This window comes from Azospirillum sp. BE72 (assembly GCF_031455875.1).
GTDB lineage: Bacteria > Pseudomonadota > Alphaproteobacteria > Azospirillales > Azospirillaceae > Azospirillum.
Genome location: NZ_JAVDTO010000013.1, coordinates 1 through 18,499, shown reverse-complemented (window position 1 = coordinate 18,499; position 18,499 = coordinate 1). Strand labels below are relative to the sequence as shown.

At 65.2% G+C, this 18,499-nt stretch carries 14 protein-coding genes; 8 read left to right on the top strand and 6 right to left on the bottom strand.

Features of this window, described 5'->3' with window-relative positions; all coding sequences use genetic code 11:
- Positions 1 to 86: 86 nt before the first annotated feature.
- From J2Y49_RS24010 to J2Y49_RS23980, 7 genes are all read left to right on the top strand, one after another.
- Positions 87 to 896 (top strand): FkbM family methyltransferase, encoded by an 810-nt coding sequence (locus tag J2Y49_RS24010; protein ID WP_310117498.1) that lies wholly within the window; start codon positions 87 to 89, stop codon positions 894 to 896.
- Between the two features lie 124 nt (positions 897 to 1,020).
- Entirely contained in the window at positions 1,021 to 1,791 is a 771-nt protein-coding gene (gene rfbF, locus J2Y49_RS24005; protein WP_310117497.1) for a glucose-1-phosphate cytidylyltransferase, read from the top strand.
- 8 nt (positions 1,792 to 1,799) lie between these two features.
- A complete protein-coding gene (rfbG, locus tag J2Y49_RS24000) occupies positions 1,800 to 2,882 on the top strand; it encodes a CDP-glucose 4,6-dehydratase (protein ID WP_310117496.1) in 1,083 nt (360 codons plus the stop codon).
- Between the two features lie 43 nt (positions 2,883 to 2,925).
- The gene (gene rfbH, locus J2Y49_RS23995; RefSeq protein ID WP_310117495.1) at positions 2,926 to 4,299 is read left to right on the top strand and encodes a lipopolysaccharide biosynthesis protein RfbH; all 1,374 of its coding nucleotides are present in this window, start codon (positions 2,926 to 2,928) and stop codon (positions 4,297 to 4,299) included.
- A gap of 72 nt (positions 4,300 to 4,371) precedes the next feature.
- The gene (locus J2Y49_RS23990; RefSeq protein WP_310117494.1) at positions 4,372 to 5,394 is read left to right on the top strand and encodes a GDP-mannose 4,6-dehydratase; all 1,023 of its coding nucleotides are present in this window, start codon (positions 4,372 to 4,374) and stop codon (positions 5,392 to 5,394) included.
- Positions 5,395 to 5,486: 92 nt separating this feature from the next.
- Positions 5,487 to 6,524, top strand: coding sequence for a hypothetical protein (locus tag J2Y49_RS23985; RefSeq protein ID WP_310117493.1), 1,038 nt, complete (start codon positions 5,487 to 5,489; stop codon positions 6,522 to 6,524).
- A 63-nt stretch (positions 6,525 to 6,587) separates the two neighbouring features.
- Positions 6,588 to 7,511: a glycosyltransferase gene (locus J2Y49_RS23980; protein ID WP_310117492.1), complete on the top strand. Its 924-nt coding sequence runs from the start codon at positions 6,588 to 6,590 to the stop codon at positions 7,509 to 7,511.
- A 17-nt stretch (positions 7,512 to 7,528) separates the two neighbouring features.
- Here J2Y49_RS23980 and J2Y49_RS23975 read toward each other — a convergent pair whose 3' ends face one another.
- From J2Y49_RS23975 to J2Y49_RS23950, 6 genes are all read right to left on the bottom strand, one after another.
- Positions 7,529 to 8,362, bottom strand: coding sequence for a hypothetical protein (locus tag J2Y49_RS23975; RefSeq protein ID WP_310117490.1), 834 nt, complete (start codon positions 8,360 to 8,362; stop codon positions 7,529 to 7,531).
- 21 nt (positions 8,363 to 8,383) lie between these two features.
- Positions 8,384 to 9,280, bottom strand: a complete 897-nt coding sequence (locus tag J2Y49_RS23970) for a glycosyltransferase (protein WP_310117489.1) — start codon at positions 9,278 to 9,280, stop codon at positions 8,384 to 8,386.
- A 157-nt stretch (positions 9,281 to 9,437) separates the two neighbouring features.
- Positions 9,438 to 10,328, bottom strand: a complete 891-nt coding sequence (locus tag J2Y49_RS23965; RefSeq protein ID WP_310117488.1) for a glycosyltransferase family 2 protein — start codon at positions 10,326 to 10,328, stop codon at positions 9,438 to 9,440.
- Positions 10,325 to 11,278 carry a glycosyltransferase family 2 protein gene (locus J2Y49_RS23960; protein WP_310117487.1) on the bottom strand — a complete coding sequence of 318 codons (954 nt, stop codon included), beginning with the start codon at positions 11,276 to 11,278 and terminating at the stop codon, positions 10,325 to 10,327. Before J2Y49_RS23960 ends, J2Y49_RS23965 begins: the two co-directional genes overlap by 4 nt.
- A 96-nt stretch (positions 11,279 to 11,374) precedes the next feature.
- Positions 11,375 to 14,359 carry a tetratricopeptide repeat protein gene (locus J2Y49_RS23955; protein ID WP_310117486.1) on the bottom strand — a complete coding sequence of 995 codons (2,985 nt, stop codon included), beginning with the start codon at positions 14,357 to 14,359 and terminating at the stop codon, positions 11,375 to 11,377.
- 43 nt (positions 14,360 to 14,402) lie between these two features.
- Positions 14,403 to 16,574: a tetratricopeptide repeat protein gene (locus J2Y49_RS23950; RefSeq protein ID WP_310117485.1), complete on the bottom strand. Its 2,172-nt coding sequence runs from the start codon at positions 16,572 to 16,574 to the stop codon at positions 14,403 to 14,405.
- A 639-nt stretch (positions 16,575 to 17,213) separates the two neighbouring features.
- Here J2Y49_RS23950 and J2Y49_RS23945 point away from each other — a divergent pair.
- A partial coding sequence (locus J2Y49_RS23945) for a beta strand repeat-containing protein (RefSeq protein WP_409017899.1) occupies positions 17,214 to 18,499 on the top strand: 1,286 nt, incomplete at its 3' end.

Here is an 18,499-nt window from a genome sequence, read left to right as displayed (position 1 = left end):
CGGTTCCGGCTTTGGATTACAGCAAGTGCAATAGGCTGCAGCCGCAAGCTGGGCGGCCCGGATCGGGCAGGACGGGAAAGAAGCGGATGATCGACGGACCGGTGGATTTGGAGGGTGGATTCAACCGCATGCGGCCTTGCCGCCACGGATTGATGGTCTACAACCGCAACGACCAGTATGTCGGCCGCTCGCTCGATCTCTACGGCGAATATGCCGAGCATGAGGTGGCGGTGTTCCGCTCGGTCCTGCGTCCGGGCAACGTGGCGGTCGAGGTCGGGGCCAACATCGGCGCCCAGACCCTGCCGCTGGCCCGCATGGTCGGGCCGTCCGGCTCCGTCATCGCCTTCGAACCGCAGGAGATGCTGTTCAACCTCCTGTCCGCCAACCTTGCCCTGAACGGCGTCACCAATGTACGCACTCGGCGCATGGCGGTGGGAAGCGAGGCCGGCTCCATCCGGGTGCCGGTGCTCGATCCGAGCCGCTCCAACAACTTCGGCGCCCTTGGTCTCGGCGGCTGGGAACATGGCGAGCCGGTCCCCTTGGTGACGCTGGACAGCTTCGACCTGCCCTCCTGCCACCTGCTCAAGGCCGACGTGGAGGGCATGGAGGCTGAGGTGCTGCGCGGAGCATCCGGGCTGATCGCGCGCCACCGGCCGGTGCTGTATGTGGAGAACGACCGGCGCGACCGCTCGCCCGCCCTGATCGGGCTGATCCGGTCGATGGGCTACCGGGTCTGGTGGCACACGGCGCGCCTGTTCCATCCCGGCAATTTCGCCGGCAACCCCACCGACGTCTTCGAGGGGGTTGGCGCCGTCAACCTCATCGCCCTGCCGCCGGGCAGCGACATCCACATCCCCGATCCTGAGATCACCGACGATCACGATTGGTGGCGGTGAGGCAACTCTCCGCCGTGACATTTGGATTCCACGGGCGCTTCCGAGCGCCTGTGCTTGACCGTTTTTTCATAAATTGATTAATAGTCTGCCCTGGTCCACTCCTGAACTGGAAGAGCTGCAGGGAATGAAAGCTGTAATACTTGCCGGCGGCCTTGGAACGCGGCTCTCGGAGGAAACGGACCTGCGGCCCAAGCCGATGGTGGAGATCGGGGGCAAGCCGATCCTCTGGCACATCATGAAGATCTATTCCTCGCATGGCATCAATGACTTCGTCATTTGCCTGGGCTACAAGGGCTATGCGATCAAGGAATATTTCTCCAGCTATTCGCTTCACAATTCGGATGTGACCATCGACTTGCGGACGAACACGGTCGAGGTTCACCGCCGTCTGGCCGAGCCCTGGCGCATCACCCTGGTCGAGACCGGCGAGACCACCCTGACCGGCGGGCGCATCAAGCGGGTGCTGCCCTATCTGGAGGGGGAGGAGGCCTTCTGCCTCACCTACGGCGACGGCGTCGGCGACATCGACATCTCCGCTTCCGTCGCCTTCCACAAGGCGCACGGCCGCGCCGCCACCATGACCGTTGTGCATCCGCCCGGCCGCTACGGTGTGGTCGAGTTGGACGGCGACCGCATCGCCGCCTTCCAGGAAAAGCTGCCCGGCGACGGCGCCCGCATCAATGGCGGCTTCTTCGTGCTGTCGCCGACGGTCGGCCGCTACATCGACGGCGACGATACTATGTGGGAGCAGGAGCCCCTGCGCGGCCTCGTCGAGGACGGCCAGCTTCATGCCTGGAAGCATGACGGCTTCTGGCAGTGCATGGACACCATCCGCGACAAGCGCCTGCTGGAGGATCTATGGGCTGCCGGCAACCCGCCCTGGAAGAGCTGGTGACCCTCCCAATGACTGCGAACGCGTCGTTCTGGTCCGGCAAGTCGGTCTTCCTGACCGGCCACACCGGCTTCAAGGGAAGCTGGCTCGGCTTCTGGCTCTCCGCCATGGGGGCGCGCGTCACCGGATATGCGCTGGAGCCGCCGACCAGCCCCAGCCTGTTCGAGGCGGCGGGCCTGCGCGACCGGCTGCACCGCAGCGAGATCGCCGACATCCGCGACCGCGAACGGCTGGAGGCGGCGCTGTCCGCCGCCAACCCCGACATCGTCATCCACATGGCGGCGCAGCCGCTGGTTCTGCGGTCCTACCGCGATCCGGTGGAGACCTACGCCACCAACGTCATGGGCACGGTGCATCTGCTCGACGCGGTGCGGCGGGTCGACAGCGTGCGCGTCGTGGTCAACGTCACCAGCGACAAGTGCTACGAGAACCGCGAGTGGCTCTGGGGTTACCGCGAGAACGAGCCGATGGGCGGCCGCGACCCCTACAGCAACAGCAAGGGCTGCGCGGAGCTGGTGACCGCCACCTTCCGCCAGTCCTTCTTCCCGCCGGGGGAAAGCCCGGTTGCCCTGGTGTCGGGGCGCGCCGGCAACGTCGTCGGCGGCGGCGACTGGGCGGAGGACCGGCTGGTCCCCGACCTGATCCGCGCCTTCCTGGACGGCCGTCCGGCGGTGGTGCGCAACCGTCATTCCACCCGGCCCTGGCAGCATGTGCTGGATCCGCTGAGCGGCTATCTGATGCTGGCGGAGGCCGCCTGGAGCGAGCCGGCGACCCATGCCGAGGGCTGGAACTTCGGCCCGGCCGAGGGCAGCGCCCGCCCGGTCCACTGGGTCGCCGACCGGCTGGCCACACTGTGGGGCGACGGCGCAGCCTGGATCGACAACAGCGGCCCCGCCGGCCCGCACGAGAACCGTTTCCTGGCGCTCGACTGCACCAAGGCGCGGCAGCGGCTGGGCTGGGCGCCGCGTTGGGACTTGGCGGAGACGCTGGCCCGCACCGTCGAGTGGTATCGCGCCTATGGCCGGGGCGAAGACATCCCGGCCCTTATGTCCGCCCAACTTCTTGCGTATAACCAAGCCCGTCCGGCCGCCTGAGGCGGCCGATGGCTTTCCGCATCATCGTTTCCGTGAGCCCGTCATGACCTCCTCCCCCTCCTCGCCGGCCTCCTCCTCGTCGCCGGCCGGTTCCGCGGATCGCCGGGCGGATCTGCGCCGCCGGATCCTCGATCTGGTGGCCGAATATGCGGAGGTCGCCCATGCCGACCAGCCCTTCGAGCCGGAACGCTCGCCGGTTCCGGTCAGCGGCAAGGTCTATGGCGGCGAGGAGATGTCGCTGCTGGTGGACTCCGCGCTCGATTTCTGGCTGACCACCGGCCGCTTCAACGATGCCTTCGAGAAGCGCCTCGGCGCCTTCCTCGGCGCCCGCAATGTGCTGACGGTCAATTCCGGCTCGTCCGCCAACCTGCTGGCGCTGACCGCGCTGACCTCGCCGCTGCTGGGCGACCGCGCGCTGAAGCCGGGCGACGAGATCATCACCTGCGCCACCGGCTTCCCCACCACGGTGAACCCGATCCTGCAGAACGGGATGGTCCCGGTCTTCCTGGACGTCGACATCCCGACCTACAACATGGACATGCGGCTGCTGGAAGAGGCGGTGACCCCGCGCACCCGCGGCATCATGCTGGCCCACACGCTGGGCAACCCCTTCGACCTCGCCGCCGTCACCCGCGTCGCGGAAAAGCACGGGCTGTGGGTGGTCGAGGACTGCTGCGACGCGCTGGGCGCCCGCTATGACGGCAAGCTGGTCGGCAGCTTCGGCGACATCGGCACCCTCAGCTTCTACCCGGCCCACCACATCACGATGGGCGAGGGCGGGGCGGTCTTCACCGACAATGCCAAGCTGAAGCGCTCGCTCGAATCCTTCCGCGACTGGGGCCGCGACTGCTGGTGCGCGCCGGGCCAGGACAACACCTGCAAACAGCGCTTCAACTGGCAGCTCGGCGACCTGCCGCACGGCTACGATCACAAGTACATTTACTCCCATCTCGGCTACAACCTGAAGATCACCGACATGCAGGCCGCGGTCGGGCTGGGCCAGATGGACCGGCTGGAGGGCTTCATCGAGGCGCGCAAGGCGAACTTCGCCCGGCTGAAGGCCGGGATGGCCGAGCTGGCCGATGTGCTGATCCTGCCGGAAGCGACGCCGAACAGCGATCCCTCCTGGTTCGGCTTCCCCATCACGGTGGCGGCCGACGCCCCCTTCAGCCGCGACGAGCTGACGCGCGAACTGAACCGCGCCCGCATCGGCACCCGCCAGCTGTTCGGAGGCAACCTGCTGCGCCAGCCCTACATGAAGGGCCGTCCGCACCGCGTCGTCGGCGAACTGCCCAACAGCGACATCGTCACCGCCCGCACCCTGTGGATCGGCGTCTATCCCGGCCTGACCGCCGCCCACATCGACTATATGCTGGACATCGTCCGCAGCTTCGTCCGGGGACGGACGACCGGCTGAGGCCCGGCGGGCAATGTGCGTTTCCATCACCGGTCTTCCGTTTCCCGGCTCCCCGAACTCCGGAGTTTCCCCGTGCGCTACCTGATCACCGGAGGCTGCGGCTTCCTCGGCAGCAACCTCGCCGCCGCTGTTCTGGAGCGCGGCGAGCAGCTGTGCGTCTTCGACAACCTATCCCGCCGGGGCAGCACGTTGAACCTGGACTGGCTGCGCGGCCAGGGCGTGTTCGAGTTCCGCCACGGTGACATCCGCAACCCCAACGACGTGCAGCGCGCGGTGGAGGAGGTGCGTCCGGACGTGATCTTCCATCTGGCGGGACAGGTGGCGATGACCACCTCGCTGACCGATCCGCGGCTGGATTTCGAGATCAATGCGCTGGGCAGCTTCAACCTGCTGGACGCCGTGCGCCGTTCTGCGCCGGAAGCCCTCGTGCTCTACAGCTCCACCAACAAGGTCTACGGCGACCTGGAGTGGACGCCCTACGAGGAGACGGAAACCCGCTACGTCGCCCCGGCCTTCCCCAACGGTTTCGACGAGACGGCTCCGCTCGACTTCCATTCGCCCTACGGCACCTCGAAGGGCTCGGCCGACCAGATGATGCTGGACCACCACCGGGTGTTCGGGCTGCGCACCGTGGTGTTCCGCCACTCCTCCATGTATGGCGGCCGGCAATACGCCACCGCCGACCAGGGCTGGGTCGGCTGGTTCTGCGGTCTGGCCGTCCAGGCCGGGCGCGGCCTGCTGAAGGAGCCCTTCACCATCAGCGGCACCGGCAAGCAGGTTCGCGACGTGTTGCATGCCGAGGACATGAAGACCCTCTATTTCAGCGCGGTGGAACGGGCCGACGCGGTGGCGGGCCAAGCGTTCAACATCGGTGGCGGCATGGCCAACAGCCTGTCCCTGCTGGAGCTGTTCCGCCTGCTGGAGGACCTGCACGGGGTGGAGATGCGGTTCGAACGGCTGCCGCCGCGCATCAGCGACCAGCGCATCTTCGTCGCCGACATCGCCAAGGCCCAGCGCCTGCTGGGCTGGGAGCCGAAGGTCGACGCGCGGCGCGGCGTGTCCGACATGCTGGCCTGGATCGCCGCACAAGGCTGAGGGGCAGGGGTAAGAGGCAAAGGCGAGGGGATTGCGGGGAGCCGTCGCCGGCCCCCGTCCCGCTCCCCATTCATGGATGGTTCGAGGACCGCATGCTGCATTTCTTCTGGACGCCCTACGTCTTCCGTCGGGACTCTTACGAGAAGTACGAGGCGAACAACGCGGAGATCTGCAAGCATGCGCGCCGCGTGCTCGGCCGCTTCACCGACGTGCATCTCGACAGCTTCAACGCCTCGCGCGTCACGCGGAATCCGGCGGACATCCTGCTGGGCCACACCAGCTTCGATTCCGTCGGCGGCCTTGCCGACGACTGGGTGCGCGACAACGCGCTGGAACCCGGCCAGCCCGCCCACCCCAATACCTATCTGATGCTGCCGCTGCTGCCCGAACCGGTGGAGGAGCACAAGAGCTGGAGCCCCTTCATGGACAGCCAGCTCCAGGCGGCCCGGCTGATCTTCGGCATCTGCGGCGATTATTGGTACGAGCGCATCCAGGCCCTGCCGGCCGACGACATGCTGGGCCGGGTCAAGGACCGCATCGTCCGCATCGACATGGGCTGCGAAGGCCACCGCTTCTCCCCGCCGCGCAGCTATTCGCAAGCCAGCATGCGCGGCCTGCTGCACATGAGCGACCTCGCCCCGCACAAGGGCTTCGACCTGCTGCTGAACAGCGTCGCCGGCACCGGGGCCGTCCTGCATGCCGGCAGTAGCGCGCTGCGCCCCCACCCCTACCAGCGCGTCCGCCTGAACGGTCACGAGTTCGTCTCGCTCGGCTGGGTCGACAACACGTCGGCCCAGCAGGACCGCTTCATCAAGGACAACTGTGCCTTCTACATCCACGCCAGTTCGCGCGACGCCCAGGCCACCGCCATCCTGGAAAACTGCGCCCGCGGTCTGGTGCCGATGGTCACGCCGGAAAGCGGCTTCCGCTCCCCCTATGCCATCGAGCTGACCCAGGACGCCGAAGCCAACCGCGCCATCATCGCCGGCGCCCTGGCGATGCCGCAGGAGGAGTATGAGCGGCGCAGCGCCGGCGTCGTCCGGCAAGTGCTGGAACAGCATTCCTGGGATCGCATCTTCACCGGCATCTGGGAACGCATCCAGCAGGACATCGCGGCGCGGGCGGTATAGGGGGCATCGGTAAGGGGTGGATTGCCGTTCGGGAAGGAAAATCGGAGATGGCCCGAGTCTTCAATGTCAGCGTTGTTCGATGATTTTACGGAAGATAAAATGCGTCCTGTAAGCGTGGAAGATATATCGTTTGTCGTAACGACTTACAACAGGCATCGCTTCCTGAAGGGTATCATCTCGCATCTTCTCTCTTATGATCTTCCATTTCGCGTGCATATATTCGACAACGGTTCTTCCCATGAAACCATAGAGGTTTGCAGTCATTTCATAGAGAAATATAAAAATGTTTTCTACCATCGTTCCGGAAAGAACGAGGGGTTCGATCGTGCCATGGCCAAGGTGGGATATTATTCAAAAGATCTTGGGAAATATTCCATCTGGCTTGCTGATGACGATTATTTTAATGTTGATGGTCTGACCGATATCGTCAATGTTATTAATATAGCTTTGCCCGATTTCATCCAGTACAGTGTTGAAAATTTTTATAGAAAAGAATTGAAAGTTGTTTTTTATAAAAAAGAAGAATGCAAAAAAGGAAGGACGGCAACGGTATTCGAGGATGCGCCTTCCTATCTAATGAGTTCATGGCCTGTTGTTCCAGCTTTTTGCGGAATAATTGTAAGGAACGATATCCTGACTCAGGAGATGTTTCTGAAGTATGACGGAACCTATCATGCATATGCAGGAGCTTTGGCTGAAATAGCAGCTTCTGGTGGAGCATCAGGCGTCAAGCCGAGGATCCTCTATGTTGACGATCCAAACACTCCATTTGGATTCTTCTTGGGAGACAGTGGGAAAACCTGGACCGGCCAAAATGGGCAGGTTCTTGCCGGCATCCGACGCCTCATGGCTCTGCTCCCAGATGTGTACAGGAATCAGGTTATAAAGCTGTGGCCCTCCTATAAAAGAGGTTATTTCAATCACAGTTCATCGATTGAGTTCCTTCGCAATGAAGTTGAAAAGGAGAGATATTACTTTGATGTATAAATAAAAAATTGCAATATCTATCTATGTTGCGAGTTCAATAAGATATGGAATCGCTGCGGCCAGCCTGAAAAGGCTTTTTCATCGTATCCAAGAGAGATGGATAGGCTAGCAAAGTGCATTACTCCGAGATAAATCCTAGTTCTATTAGTCCATGACCACGATTTATCCTCAGGGGCATAATATGCAAATCGTGGAGATGGTATGAACTCTCCCCAAAGATCATTCATGACACCAAGATACATGGGGGCTGCATAGGCATGCAACGTTCCAACAAAGTTGGCAATCTCAAGAGTTTTGAGCAGCTTTGCCTGATAGGCGATGCCGCAAAATCTAGGAAAAGCTATCAAGTATGGTGATTTCATGGAATTTATTCTAATAACCTCTCGGTCTCTCTGAAGAAATTGAGCGCTTTCTCTCATAACCATATTTTTTTCTAGGCCATCTGTAAAGTATTCGGCATGCTCGAACAGAACAAAGCGCGATCCCCTTTTCTCGGATTTTCTTAGTTCTTCTGAGAAATCGCTAAGACGCTCTCCGTTGACGGTCTGAAAGTTAAGGATGATATCGTCATCGGCGAGCGGGACGATCCAACTGTTATCCTCCATGTCTTTTGCAAACTCACAAAGAGACAGGAAATTCCTGTCGAAATCCTGCCCCGGCGGAACGTGAATGTGATGAAAATTGAGTTGAAGGATTTCCTTCAGTTCTTCATAAGAAATTGGAGAGACAACGATGATGTCGTATAAAGACAGGTTCATGTATCTCAAATTCTTCTTGAAAAGATCGGTGTGACTATTTATAAATATTGCAAACTTAATCCGATGAATTTCTGAATTATTTTCCAGGACCATTTCTCAAACTCCAATAGATATTTATTCAAAAAAGAACCGCTCGGCTGATCGAAGTTCTTCCAGGAATTCTCTCCGGTCTCCGAAGGCATAGTTGAAGTAAAATTTTTCGTATTCTGGCCAGACTTCTCTAACGGCTTCATTGTATTCAGGATAGAACTCGGAAAGGAGTCGACGGACCCCGGCGATGACGTGATCGTTCTTGCCGCTCCAGGTCTTCGTGCCCTCGTTTTTATTGATATAGAAAAGAGGGTCGTGGGTGACCCCGATACGGGCAGGGCTCACCTCGCGTGCCTTTCTCGCGAGCGCATTGAGGACGAACCCGATATATGCGTGATGCGTTCCGATATGAGATTTGGTGTCAATGAAATCGACCAAGGATCTTTTGATGACGAAGCATCCAAAGGACGGAACGACTGGAAGAATGGACCGGAAGAAGTTCGCGAGATTGGACATGGTCCCATAGGGTCCATTGCATGCGACTTTGTACTGTGGCTGCGCGATGAGTTCCAGAACTCCGCTTTCCAGAACATTGTATGCGGAATAATTGATGAAGATCACGTCCGGATTGATTTCCCGGATGATCTTCTGAACCATATCCAGAGCATCGTGCGCGATGATGTCATCGTCCGCGCACCACCAAAGGTAATCGCTGGACGAATCTTCCTTTTCAATTGCCAGGGCGAGGCTGCGGTCGAATCCGACATTCTCGGGCCACCGGTAATAGGAAAGATTGCTCCTCTTATAAACCTGATTCCAAACGATATTTTCGGTCTCGTCGGTGGAATGGTTGTCGAACACGCGAACGTTGACGTTCGGCGATGAAAGGATAGCTTCATTCCGGGCGAAGAAGTCATTTAAATAGGAAGCGCGGTTGTATGTCGTTATTCTGAGACCGATGCGGCTTGACGCTTCCATCATTCAGAGACCCTGTGACCTGAGAGATTTTCTTCAGACTTCGGCAAAAGAGCGGCCGATGCGACAGGGCCGACCGAACTTTCGCCGCCTGACAGCTGGCTGTCAAACAGCGGGCCATCAAACAATGAGTGGCCCGGCATCGCTTTGCAAACGGACCCGGTCAACGGACCGGTTCCACCCCGTAGGCGCGCAGGTGGTCCTCATAGGGAATGACGCGGCGGGCGACCCGCACCTCCTGCCGCCACAGGGCGGCGGCGGCCAGCCGGGCGGGGGACGGGGCCATCGGCGACTTCATGAACCACATCAGCGCATGGTGGTAGCAGGCGAAGAAGCGCCCGCTGGCGACGAGGTCGGAGGTGATGCCGCCGCGCCGGAAGCTGACCAGCGGCTCGCCGACATAGGCGACATAGGGATAGCGGCTGGCGGCGATCAGGTAGATCAGGCAGTCGGGGCCGGCGCCATGCGCCTCGAAATCCGCGGCCGAACTTCCCCCCGGGCCGGGGCCGAGATCGCTGACGATGCCGTCGCGCAAATCGGCGGTGCGGAACAGGGCGGCGCAGGGCGACACCGGCAGGCCGCCGAAGTTCGACAGGTATTCGAAGACGAAGGTGTCGGCCGGGAAGGTGTCGACGAAATACTGGTGGATGGTGTCGTGCGGCGCCCCCGCCTCGTCCATCAGCCTGGCCGGGGTGAAGACGAAGGCGACCCGTCCCTGCAGGCGGGGCAGGGTGCGCTCCAGATAGGCCGGCTCCAGCCGGTCGTCGGAGAACAGGATCTTGGAAACGGGCGCCCGCGCCTCGGCGACGCAGCGGCGCCAGTTGTTGACCGGGCCGATGTTGGCGTCGTTGCGGAACAGGCGCAGGCGCCCGTCCTCCGCCGCCAGCCTTTCGCAGATCGCCCAGGTGCCGTCTGTGCTGGCGTTGTCCACCACCACCACCTCTATGTCGCGCACCGTCTGGGCCAGTGCGGAGCGGACCGTCTCCTCGATCTCGCGTTCCCGGTTGAAGGCCGGGATCAGGATACTGACCAGCGGGGCGGAACCGGCGCTCATGCCTGCCCCGTCCGACGCCGGCTGCGCTCCTGCAGGTAGGCGTTGAAGTCGGCCACCGTGATCAGCGGGAAATTGCCGATATACTGGACCGCCGCCTGCCCGATCTGCTCAACCAGGAAGGTGAAGACCGCCAGTTCCACCCGCTGGTCGACCTTCGTCAGCTCCGCCCCGCGCTTGGCGCGCAACGTGGCGTAGATGCGGTTCAACTGGGCGGCGCGGGTTTCCGGCGACTTGCGGTAGTTGGTCACCGCGCCGTTGCCGGTCTGGATTTCCCAATTGTGCTCGCCGTCGCGGATGGTGATGAGGGGATCGAACAGATAGCCCAGCCTCTGGCCCGACAGGCCGAGATACCAGTGGGCGTATTCCTCCGACCCGCATTCCCAGGATTCCACCATCGGCGCCAGGAACTGGACGGTGCGGTAGAGGCCGGTCAGGGTGTTGACGAACAACGGCGGCGACGGCGGAGCGTGCAGCGACACCGGGTTCAGGTAATAGCCGTCGATCACCGCCTCCATTCCCGGCCGCAGCGTGCTGTGGAAGGGCTGCGGGTGCGGGCGCCCGTCCATCAGGATGTGGTGGGCGTTGGAGAAGCAGGCGTTGACCTCCGGCACCCGGCGCAGGAAATCGACCTTGCGGCGCAGGTTGTCGGCATCCCAGAAATCGTCGTCGGCGGTGAAGGTGAAGAACTCGCCGGTGATGAAGCTGAAGGCACGGCGCGTGTTGCCGTCCATCCCCAGGTTGGTCTCGTTCTTGTAATAACGGACGCGCGGATCGGCATAGCGGCCGGCGACGAGATCGCGCGTCTCGTCATTGTCCGAATTGTCGGTGATGATGACTTCGTAATTGCCGTAGGTCTGGGCGAAGACCGTGTCCAGCAGCTCGCGCAGCAGGCCCGGACGGTTGCGGGTCGGGATGCAGACCGAGACCCTGTCTTTCGCGAGCTGTTCCATAACGTCCTTTTCCGTCGCGCCTATTCTGGGCGGCGAAGCGATATCACCCGGAAACCGGCAGGGTCAACCGGCCCTCTTCCCCGGCCCCCTTCCTTGTCACCGCGCCCGCACCCAGGCCTGGTACAGCCCGCCGAAGATCATCGGATGCTCGGCCTCCAGCCGGTCCCAGCGGGCGAGCGAGGTCATCGCCGGATCCTCGGGGAAGCGCTTGCGGTAGAGAGCGGCCACGGCGGGGTCGGCCAGCCGGAAGCCCAGGAACTCCAGGTCCAACGCGGCGAGCGCATCCGCCAGCCAGGGCAGGGTGACGTGCAGCTCGTGGACATGCATCAGCAGGTCGCGGCAGGCGCTGGTGCCGTAGAAGTCCGGGGACTGGACGACGGCGCGCGCCGGATGGCCGTCCGGCAGGGCCAGGATGTCGTGGCGGACGCGGCGGATGCCGTCCAGGGTCGGCGGGTGGCCACGCTCGGCGATGAAGGCGCGGGCGGCCAGGATCGGTCGGCGGGCGGCGGCGCTGTAGAACCCCACCTCCATCACGCCATGCGGGCGCAGCAGCCCGCGTAGAACGCGCAGGCCCGCCATCGGATCCTCCATGTGGTGCAGCACGCCGACGCTGTGGATCACGTCGAAGCGGCGGCCCAGCGCTCCCAGCTCCAGCAGGTCGGCCTGGGCGAACTCGACATTGTTCAGGCCCAGGCTCCGGCTCTGCCGTGTGGCGTAGGCTAGGCTGCGGCGGCTGAGGTCGACTGCCAGCACCTTCGCGTTCTTCAGGGTGGAGGCGGCCCACACCGCCTCGCGCCCGGTGCCGCAGCCGGCGACCAGAACCTCCGGCGCCTCCCAGCCCGGCGCGTCCCAGGCGGGGGAAGCGGGCAGGGCGGCATGCGGGAACAGGGCGTGCAGGAAACGGGGCAGAGACACCGGCGCCGGCAGCAGGCCGGTGGACATCCAGCGCGGATAGGGATTCTCTTCATACTGGGCGCGCACGCCGACCGACACCGGGTTGCTGATGGGCGTCAGCGCCGGCAGTTCCGCCTGGATCGCCGCCTCCGCCAACGGTTCGGCGACCTGCCGGTCCAGCAGCCGGGCGATCTCCTCGGGCCAGGACAGGGACCGCAGGGCGCCCGCCCGCTCCCAGCGGTAGAGCGGCCGGTAGGCGCCGAGCAGGGCGACCAGCACCGTCGGCGGCGGGTCGTCGCGGTCCAGCGCCGCTTCCGCCGCGCGGACCAGAACCGCCAGCACCTGGAACTCGCCGTCGGTCTCGGCGAAGACATATTCGTTGAGGAAGCACTGCTCGGCGATGGCGGCGCACAGGGCGCGCCAGGCCGGCCGGTCGGGCAGTCCGGGGCCGGTGAGCGCCAGCAGCAGCACCCGGCGCAGCCGGGTCAACGCGCGCTCCAGTGCGGGATCGCAGACCGGGGCGGCGCGCAGATGGGCCAGCAGCAGCGCATCCTCCGCCAGTCCGGCGAGAGACCCGTCGGCCAGCAGCGCCCGGCTGGCATCGTCCAGCCCAGGGCAGGCATCCTCCGGCAGGGCGGCGAGATGGCGCAGGGTGGGCAATGCCATCAGAACGCCGGCGATGGCCCGCGCCAGCCCGCTCCCCTCCACCTCCGGCCTGCCGAGCGCGGCCAGCAGGTCGGCGCGCAAACCGTCATCAGGCTCCGGGGGCGTGGCGTCGCGCAGCGCCTCGACGAAGGCGATCCAGTTGCGCGGCACATCGGGGGCGAGGCGGATCGCCTTGCGCACATAGGGCAGGGCCTGATCGCGCCAGCCGCCCTGCAGGAACAGGGCTGCGATGCCGAAGCACAGCTCCGCGTCCTCCGGTGCGGTGCGGGCGATGCCGAAGGCCTCGGCCTCCGCCTCGGCGGTGCGGCCGGCGGCGATCAGCAGCGACAGCAGGGCGCGGCGCAGCGGAAGGGGCAGCGGCTGGTTGGCCGGCCGGCCGGCGGTGGCGCGGCGCAACTCCTCGATGGCGGCGTCGGGGTTGCCGGTTTCCTGGTGCAGGCGGGCGAGGTTGTTGTGGACTTCCGGCAGGTCGGGAGAGAGACGCAGAGCCTCGCGGTAGGCCTCCAGCGCGCCCGCGGCGTCGCCGCCGGTCTGCAAGGCGGCACCCAGATTGGCCAGCAGCGGCGTCCGGGTGGGATCGTCCGGGTTGGCGATGCGCGTCAGCCCGTCGCGGCAGACGGTGGCCGCCTCCTGCCAATGCCCGGCGACGCGCAGGCTGTCGGCCAGCCGCAGCCGGGTGTCGAGATGGCCGGGATCGGCCGCCAGCACCCGGTGGAAGGCGGCGATGGCGGATTCCGGCTGGCCGGCGCGGTGGTGCAGGGTGCCGATCAGGTGCAGGGTCCCGGCCAGCCGCGGGCGCAGCGCCACCGCCTGTTCGGCCTGTTCCAGCGCCTCCTCGTCGCGGCCCAGCCGGGCCAGCAGCGAGGCATGGTTGCCCAGGATCTCCGGCAGCAGCGGACGGTGGGAGAGCGCCCGGCGGAACAGCGCCTCGGCCTCCTCGGCCCGGCCCTCCAGCATGCGGACCAGCGCCAGGGTGCCCAGCGTCTCGGCCTGAGCCTGACGCAACGCCAGGGGGGCTTGCGCTGCGGCGCCGGCAAGGCGCAGCGCCTCGTCGCAGGTTGCCGCCGCCTCGGCCAACTGCCCGCGGCGCAGCCGGGCGAGCGCCTGGGCGCGATGGGCCTGGACCGCCGCGTGGGCATTGGCTGTTCCGGTTCCTGTCCGGCGCAGCGCCTCGGCAGCCGCCGCGAACCCTTCGTCGGCGCGGCCGGCGGCGACGAGCGCGATCGCCAGCACGCTCCAGCCCTCGGCTCCGTCCGGCTGCGCCCGCACCGCGGCTTGCGCCCAGGCCACGGCGTCGGTCGGCCGGCCAAGGATGCGGGCGGCTTCGGTCAGCGACAGCAGACCGGCCGCATCGCCCGGCGGCGTGCCGCACAGCTCGCCGTAGGGTCCCTCCGCCTCCTCCGGCCGGCCGGACCGGCACAGCTCCAGAACCTGCGACAGACGCCGTTCCAGGGCACGATGCTCCGGGGCGCTTCGGTCGGTCGGGAGGCCGGCGGTCCCGGTTGCGGTTTCGGCGGTCATGGAGCAGGACCCTTCGGTTGGAGGGGATGAGGGCTGTCCGGCCTCAATAGGCCTGGTAGGATTTTTCCTCGACCAGCTCGGAGCCGAGCAGCCGGTTGAGGTCGCGCTTCAGCGCCGCGCGGCGGTCGTTGGTGTGGTAGACCTGCCGGGCCAGCTCGACGAAGCGCGGGCCGAAATCCTTGGCGCGCTCGCAGTCGCGAATCTCGTCCTCGACCATCCACAGGGTGGTGTTGACCGCGCGCAGATCGTCGATCAGCGCCGCGACCTCCGGCCGCGCAGTGTTGGCCTGCGCCGCCACGGCGACCAGCGCCTCGCGCTCACGCCGGACGTTGGCCAGCTTGTCGGCGTCGGCGATGCGCTCCGCCTTGATGTCGAGGATGGTGATCTTGTCCAGCAGTTCGCCCCAGGAAACGGGCGCCAGGATCGGCATGTCGGATGGTCCTGTTCGGGTGTGGGTGGATTGGGCGGCGTTCCCGCGCAAGGCGCGTTCCAGGCGGTCCAAGGCGTTGTCCCAGGAGCCGGGCCGGTCCTGGCGGAACAGGCGCATGGTGGGATACCAGGGGCTGTCCTCGCGGTCGAGCATCCAGCGCCAGTCGGGGGCGAAGGGCACCATCACCCAGACCGGGACGCCGAGGGCACCGGCGAGATGGGCGACGGAGGTGTCGACGCAGACCACCAGGTCGAGGCCGGCCATGATGGCGGCGGTGTCGGCGAAGTCCCTGATGTCGGGCGACAGGTTAAGCAGCGGGAAGCCGCCGGGCGGGTTCGCCGCCTGCCCTTCGGTCGGTCCCTTCTGGATGGAGACCAGGCTGACGCCGGGGATGGCCGCCAGCCGGGCGAAGGGGGCCAGCCCGATGGAGCGGTTCCTGTCGTTGCCGTGGGTCGGCGATCCGGCCCAGACGATGCCGACCTTCAAACCGCGCAGGCCCTTCAGCCGCTCGCCCCAGCGTGCAACCAGATCGGGCTCAGCCGTCAGGTAGGGAACGCGGTGCGGGATGGTGTCCATCTGTGTCCCGAACACCTCGCCCAGGCTCAGCATCGGCAAATGCAGGTCGAAGGCGTCGGTGGGAAGCTGGCCGCTGACGAAGCGCTCCACGCCGGGCAGCCCGGCCATCACCCGCTTCAGCGGTGCCGGCAGGCCCAGGATCACCCGGCCGCCGCGCGCCGCGACCAGGGGGACGTAGCGGCAGAACTGCAGGGCGTCGCCCAGCCCCTGTTCGCCATGCAGCAGGATGCGGCGGCCGTCCAGCGGCTCGCCCATCCAGCGCGGCTTGGGCATGGCGGCGTGGGTGGGAGCGTCCTTGCAGCGCAGCCGCCATTCATATTCGCGCCAGCCTTCCTCGAAGCGGCCGGCGACCAGCAGGGCCATGCCCAGGTTGCGGCGGGCGTCCGGCCCGGCCGGGTCGATGGCGACGGCGCGGCGGAAGCCGGCGACCGCCTCGTCCAGCCGGTTCTGGTTCAGCCGGGCGTTGCCATGGTTGGCATGGCCACCAGCGAAGGCCGGATCGATGGCGACGGCACGGGCATGGGCGCGCGCCGCCTCTTCCAGGTGTCCCTGTTCCTGCAGGGCGAGGCCGAGGCTGGTCTGGCCGGCGGCGAAATGCGGGTCGAGCGCCACGGCGCGCCGGTGGCAGGCCATCGCCTCGACCGGCCGGTGCAGCCCGCGCAATGCGATGCCCATGTTGTTGCAGGCGGCGGTGTGGGCGGGTTCGATGGCCAACCCGCGGCGATAGGAGGCGATGGCGCCGTCCAGCCCGTCGCGTTCCTGCAGGACGTTGGCCAGTCCGTTGTGGCCTTCCGCCGCCATGGGGGTGAGGCGGATGGCGCGGCGGTAGGCGCGTTCGGCCTCGGCGGAGCGTCCCTGCCCACGGTGCAGCGCGCCCAGGCTTTCATAGGCGACGGTCAGTTCCGGCCGCAGGGCGATGGCGCTGCGGTAGGCGGCCGCTGCCGCGCCGTGCCCGTGGTCGCGCAGCATGTTGCCCAGGTTGAGCCGCGGTTCGGCCATGGCGGGGTCGAGGCGCAGCGCGCGGCTCAGCAGGCGCATTGCGGCGCCGGCTTGGCCCGCGCGCCGGACGACGAGCCCCATCAGATGCAAGGCGTCGGTCTGGTCGGGCGCGATCTCGATGATGCGGCGATAGATCCGGGCGGCTGCGGAGATCTGGCCGCTTTGGTGGTGCCGCACCGCCGCGGCAAGTGCCTCCTGGATGGTCGCCATGCTTGATCTGGTCGTCCCTGTAGATTTTATGGTGTCGGTTCCACGGCGTCGGCCCTGCGGCCTGCCATTGCGGCCGCCGGAACGGAATAGCGGGTGTTCCCGAATTCTCCAAGTGCGATCCTGGCCGCACAGGCATCCATGCAGGGACGGCGACGGTAATACTGTCCGTGTTATGAAATTGTAACGATCATGACTGCGCAGGCTTAAGCCAGGCGGTTCAGGCTGAAATGACGATGGCTATAAAAGCTGCACGAATGCTCGCCGGAGGCGGTGCGAGTCGAGTGGAAAGCCCTCGCTCCCCGAATGCGCCGACGGCGGATGCGGGGGGACTGTAGGTACCACCAACTTCAATCCTGCCTGTTGCGGATTGGCCATACCGGCTATTTCGGTAGAATTTCCAGGCACTTGTTGGGCATTGCGCGAGAGCCGGATACGACCCTCGTGGGAGTGCCCGTCCGCCCAGGAGTTTCGCTCTACCCACTTCGGTAGAAACGCGTTGCTTTGGGTCCATTCCTTCGGATAACAAGGGCACGGTGTGTTAGCTCGCGCTAGGACTGACTCTGCCTGCCTTCAGCCGAGCGTGACGCGCGCCTTAAAGATGGTTCATCCGCCGGCGAACCAAACCTGAAGGGGACTAGTATGGCTGGAACTTATACCGTAACGACGGGTTCAACTCTAACACTAGGTACATTTTCAACGATCATCGGTAGCGCTGGTACGGACGTCATCACGCTTCAGACCGCCGGTAACACGCTGTCGATCTCGACGCTGGAAACTCTGATCGGTACCACTGGCACCGAATTCATCACCCTGACTGCCGGTTCGACCCTGCAGGTTTCTCTGCTGGAAACCCTGGTGGGCAGCACCTCGACGGACGTGGTGTCGCTGACCACCTCGGGCTCGACGATGCTGGTGTCCCTGCTCGAGACGATCACCGGTGCCACCGGCACCGACGTGATCTCGATCGGCACCTCGGGCTCGACGATGCTGGTGTCCCTGCTCGAGACGATCACCGGTGCCGCCGGCACCGACGTGATCTCGATCGGCACGGCTGGCTCGACGATGCTGGTGTCCCTGCTTGAGACGATCACCGGCGACACGGGCACCGATGTCATCACGCTGGCCTCCGGCGGCAACACCCTGCTCGCTTCGGCTCTCGAGACGCTGACCGGCGCTGTGGGCACCGACGCCGTCATTCTGGGCACCGCGGGCAACACCCTGCTGGTTTCGGCGTTCGAGACGATCACCGGCGGCACCGGCACCGACGTGGTCACCATCGGCTCGGCCGGCAACACCGTTCTGGTGGGCGGGATCGAGACGCTGTTCGGCCAGACCGGCAGCGATGTGGTCACGCTGGGCACGGCGGGCAGCACTCTGGCGGTTACCGCGGTCGAGACGCTGTTCGGCCAGACCGGCACCGACGTCATCACGCTCGGCAACCTGGGCAACACCCTGCTGGTCTCGGCGCTCGAGACGATCGCCGGCGGCACCGGCACCGATGTCATCACCCTCGGCACGACCGGCGGCACCATTGCCACCTCCCGGCTTGAGACGGTGATCGGTTCGTCCTTCAGCGACGTCATCGGCCTCGGCACCACGGGCAGCACGCTCTCGATCCTCGCGGTCGAGACGATCATCGGCCTGACCGGCACCGACGTGGTCACCATCGGCTCGGCCGGCAACACCGTTCTGGTCGGCGGGATCGAGACGCTGACCGGCGGCGCGGGCAGCGACGTCGTCACCATCGCCACCACCGGCAGCACCCTGCTGGTCAACGCGGTCGAGACGCTGACGGGCCAGACCGGCACCGACGTCATCACGCTGGGCGCCGGCGGCAACACCGTCACGGCCTCGCTGCTCGAGACCATCGCCGGCGGCGCCGGCGCGGATCTGGTGTTCCTCGGCACGGCCGGCAACACGACCAC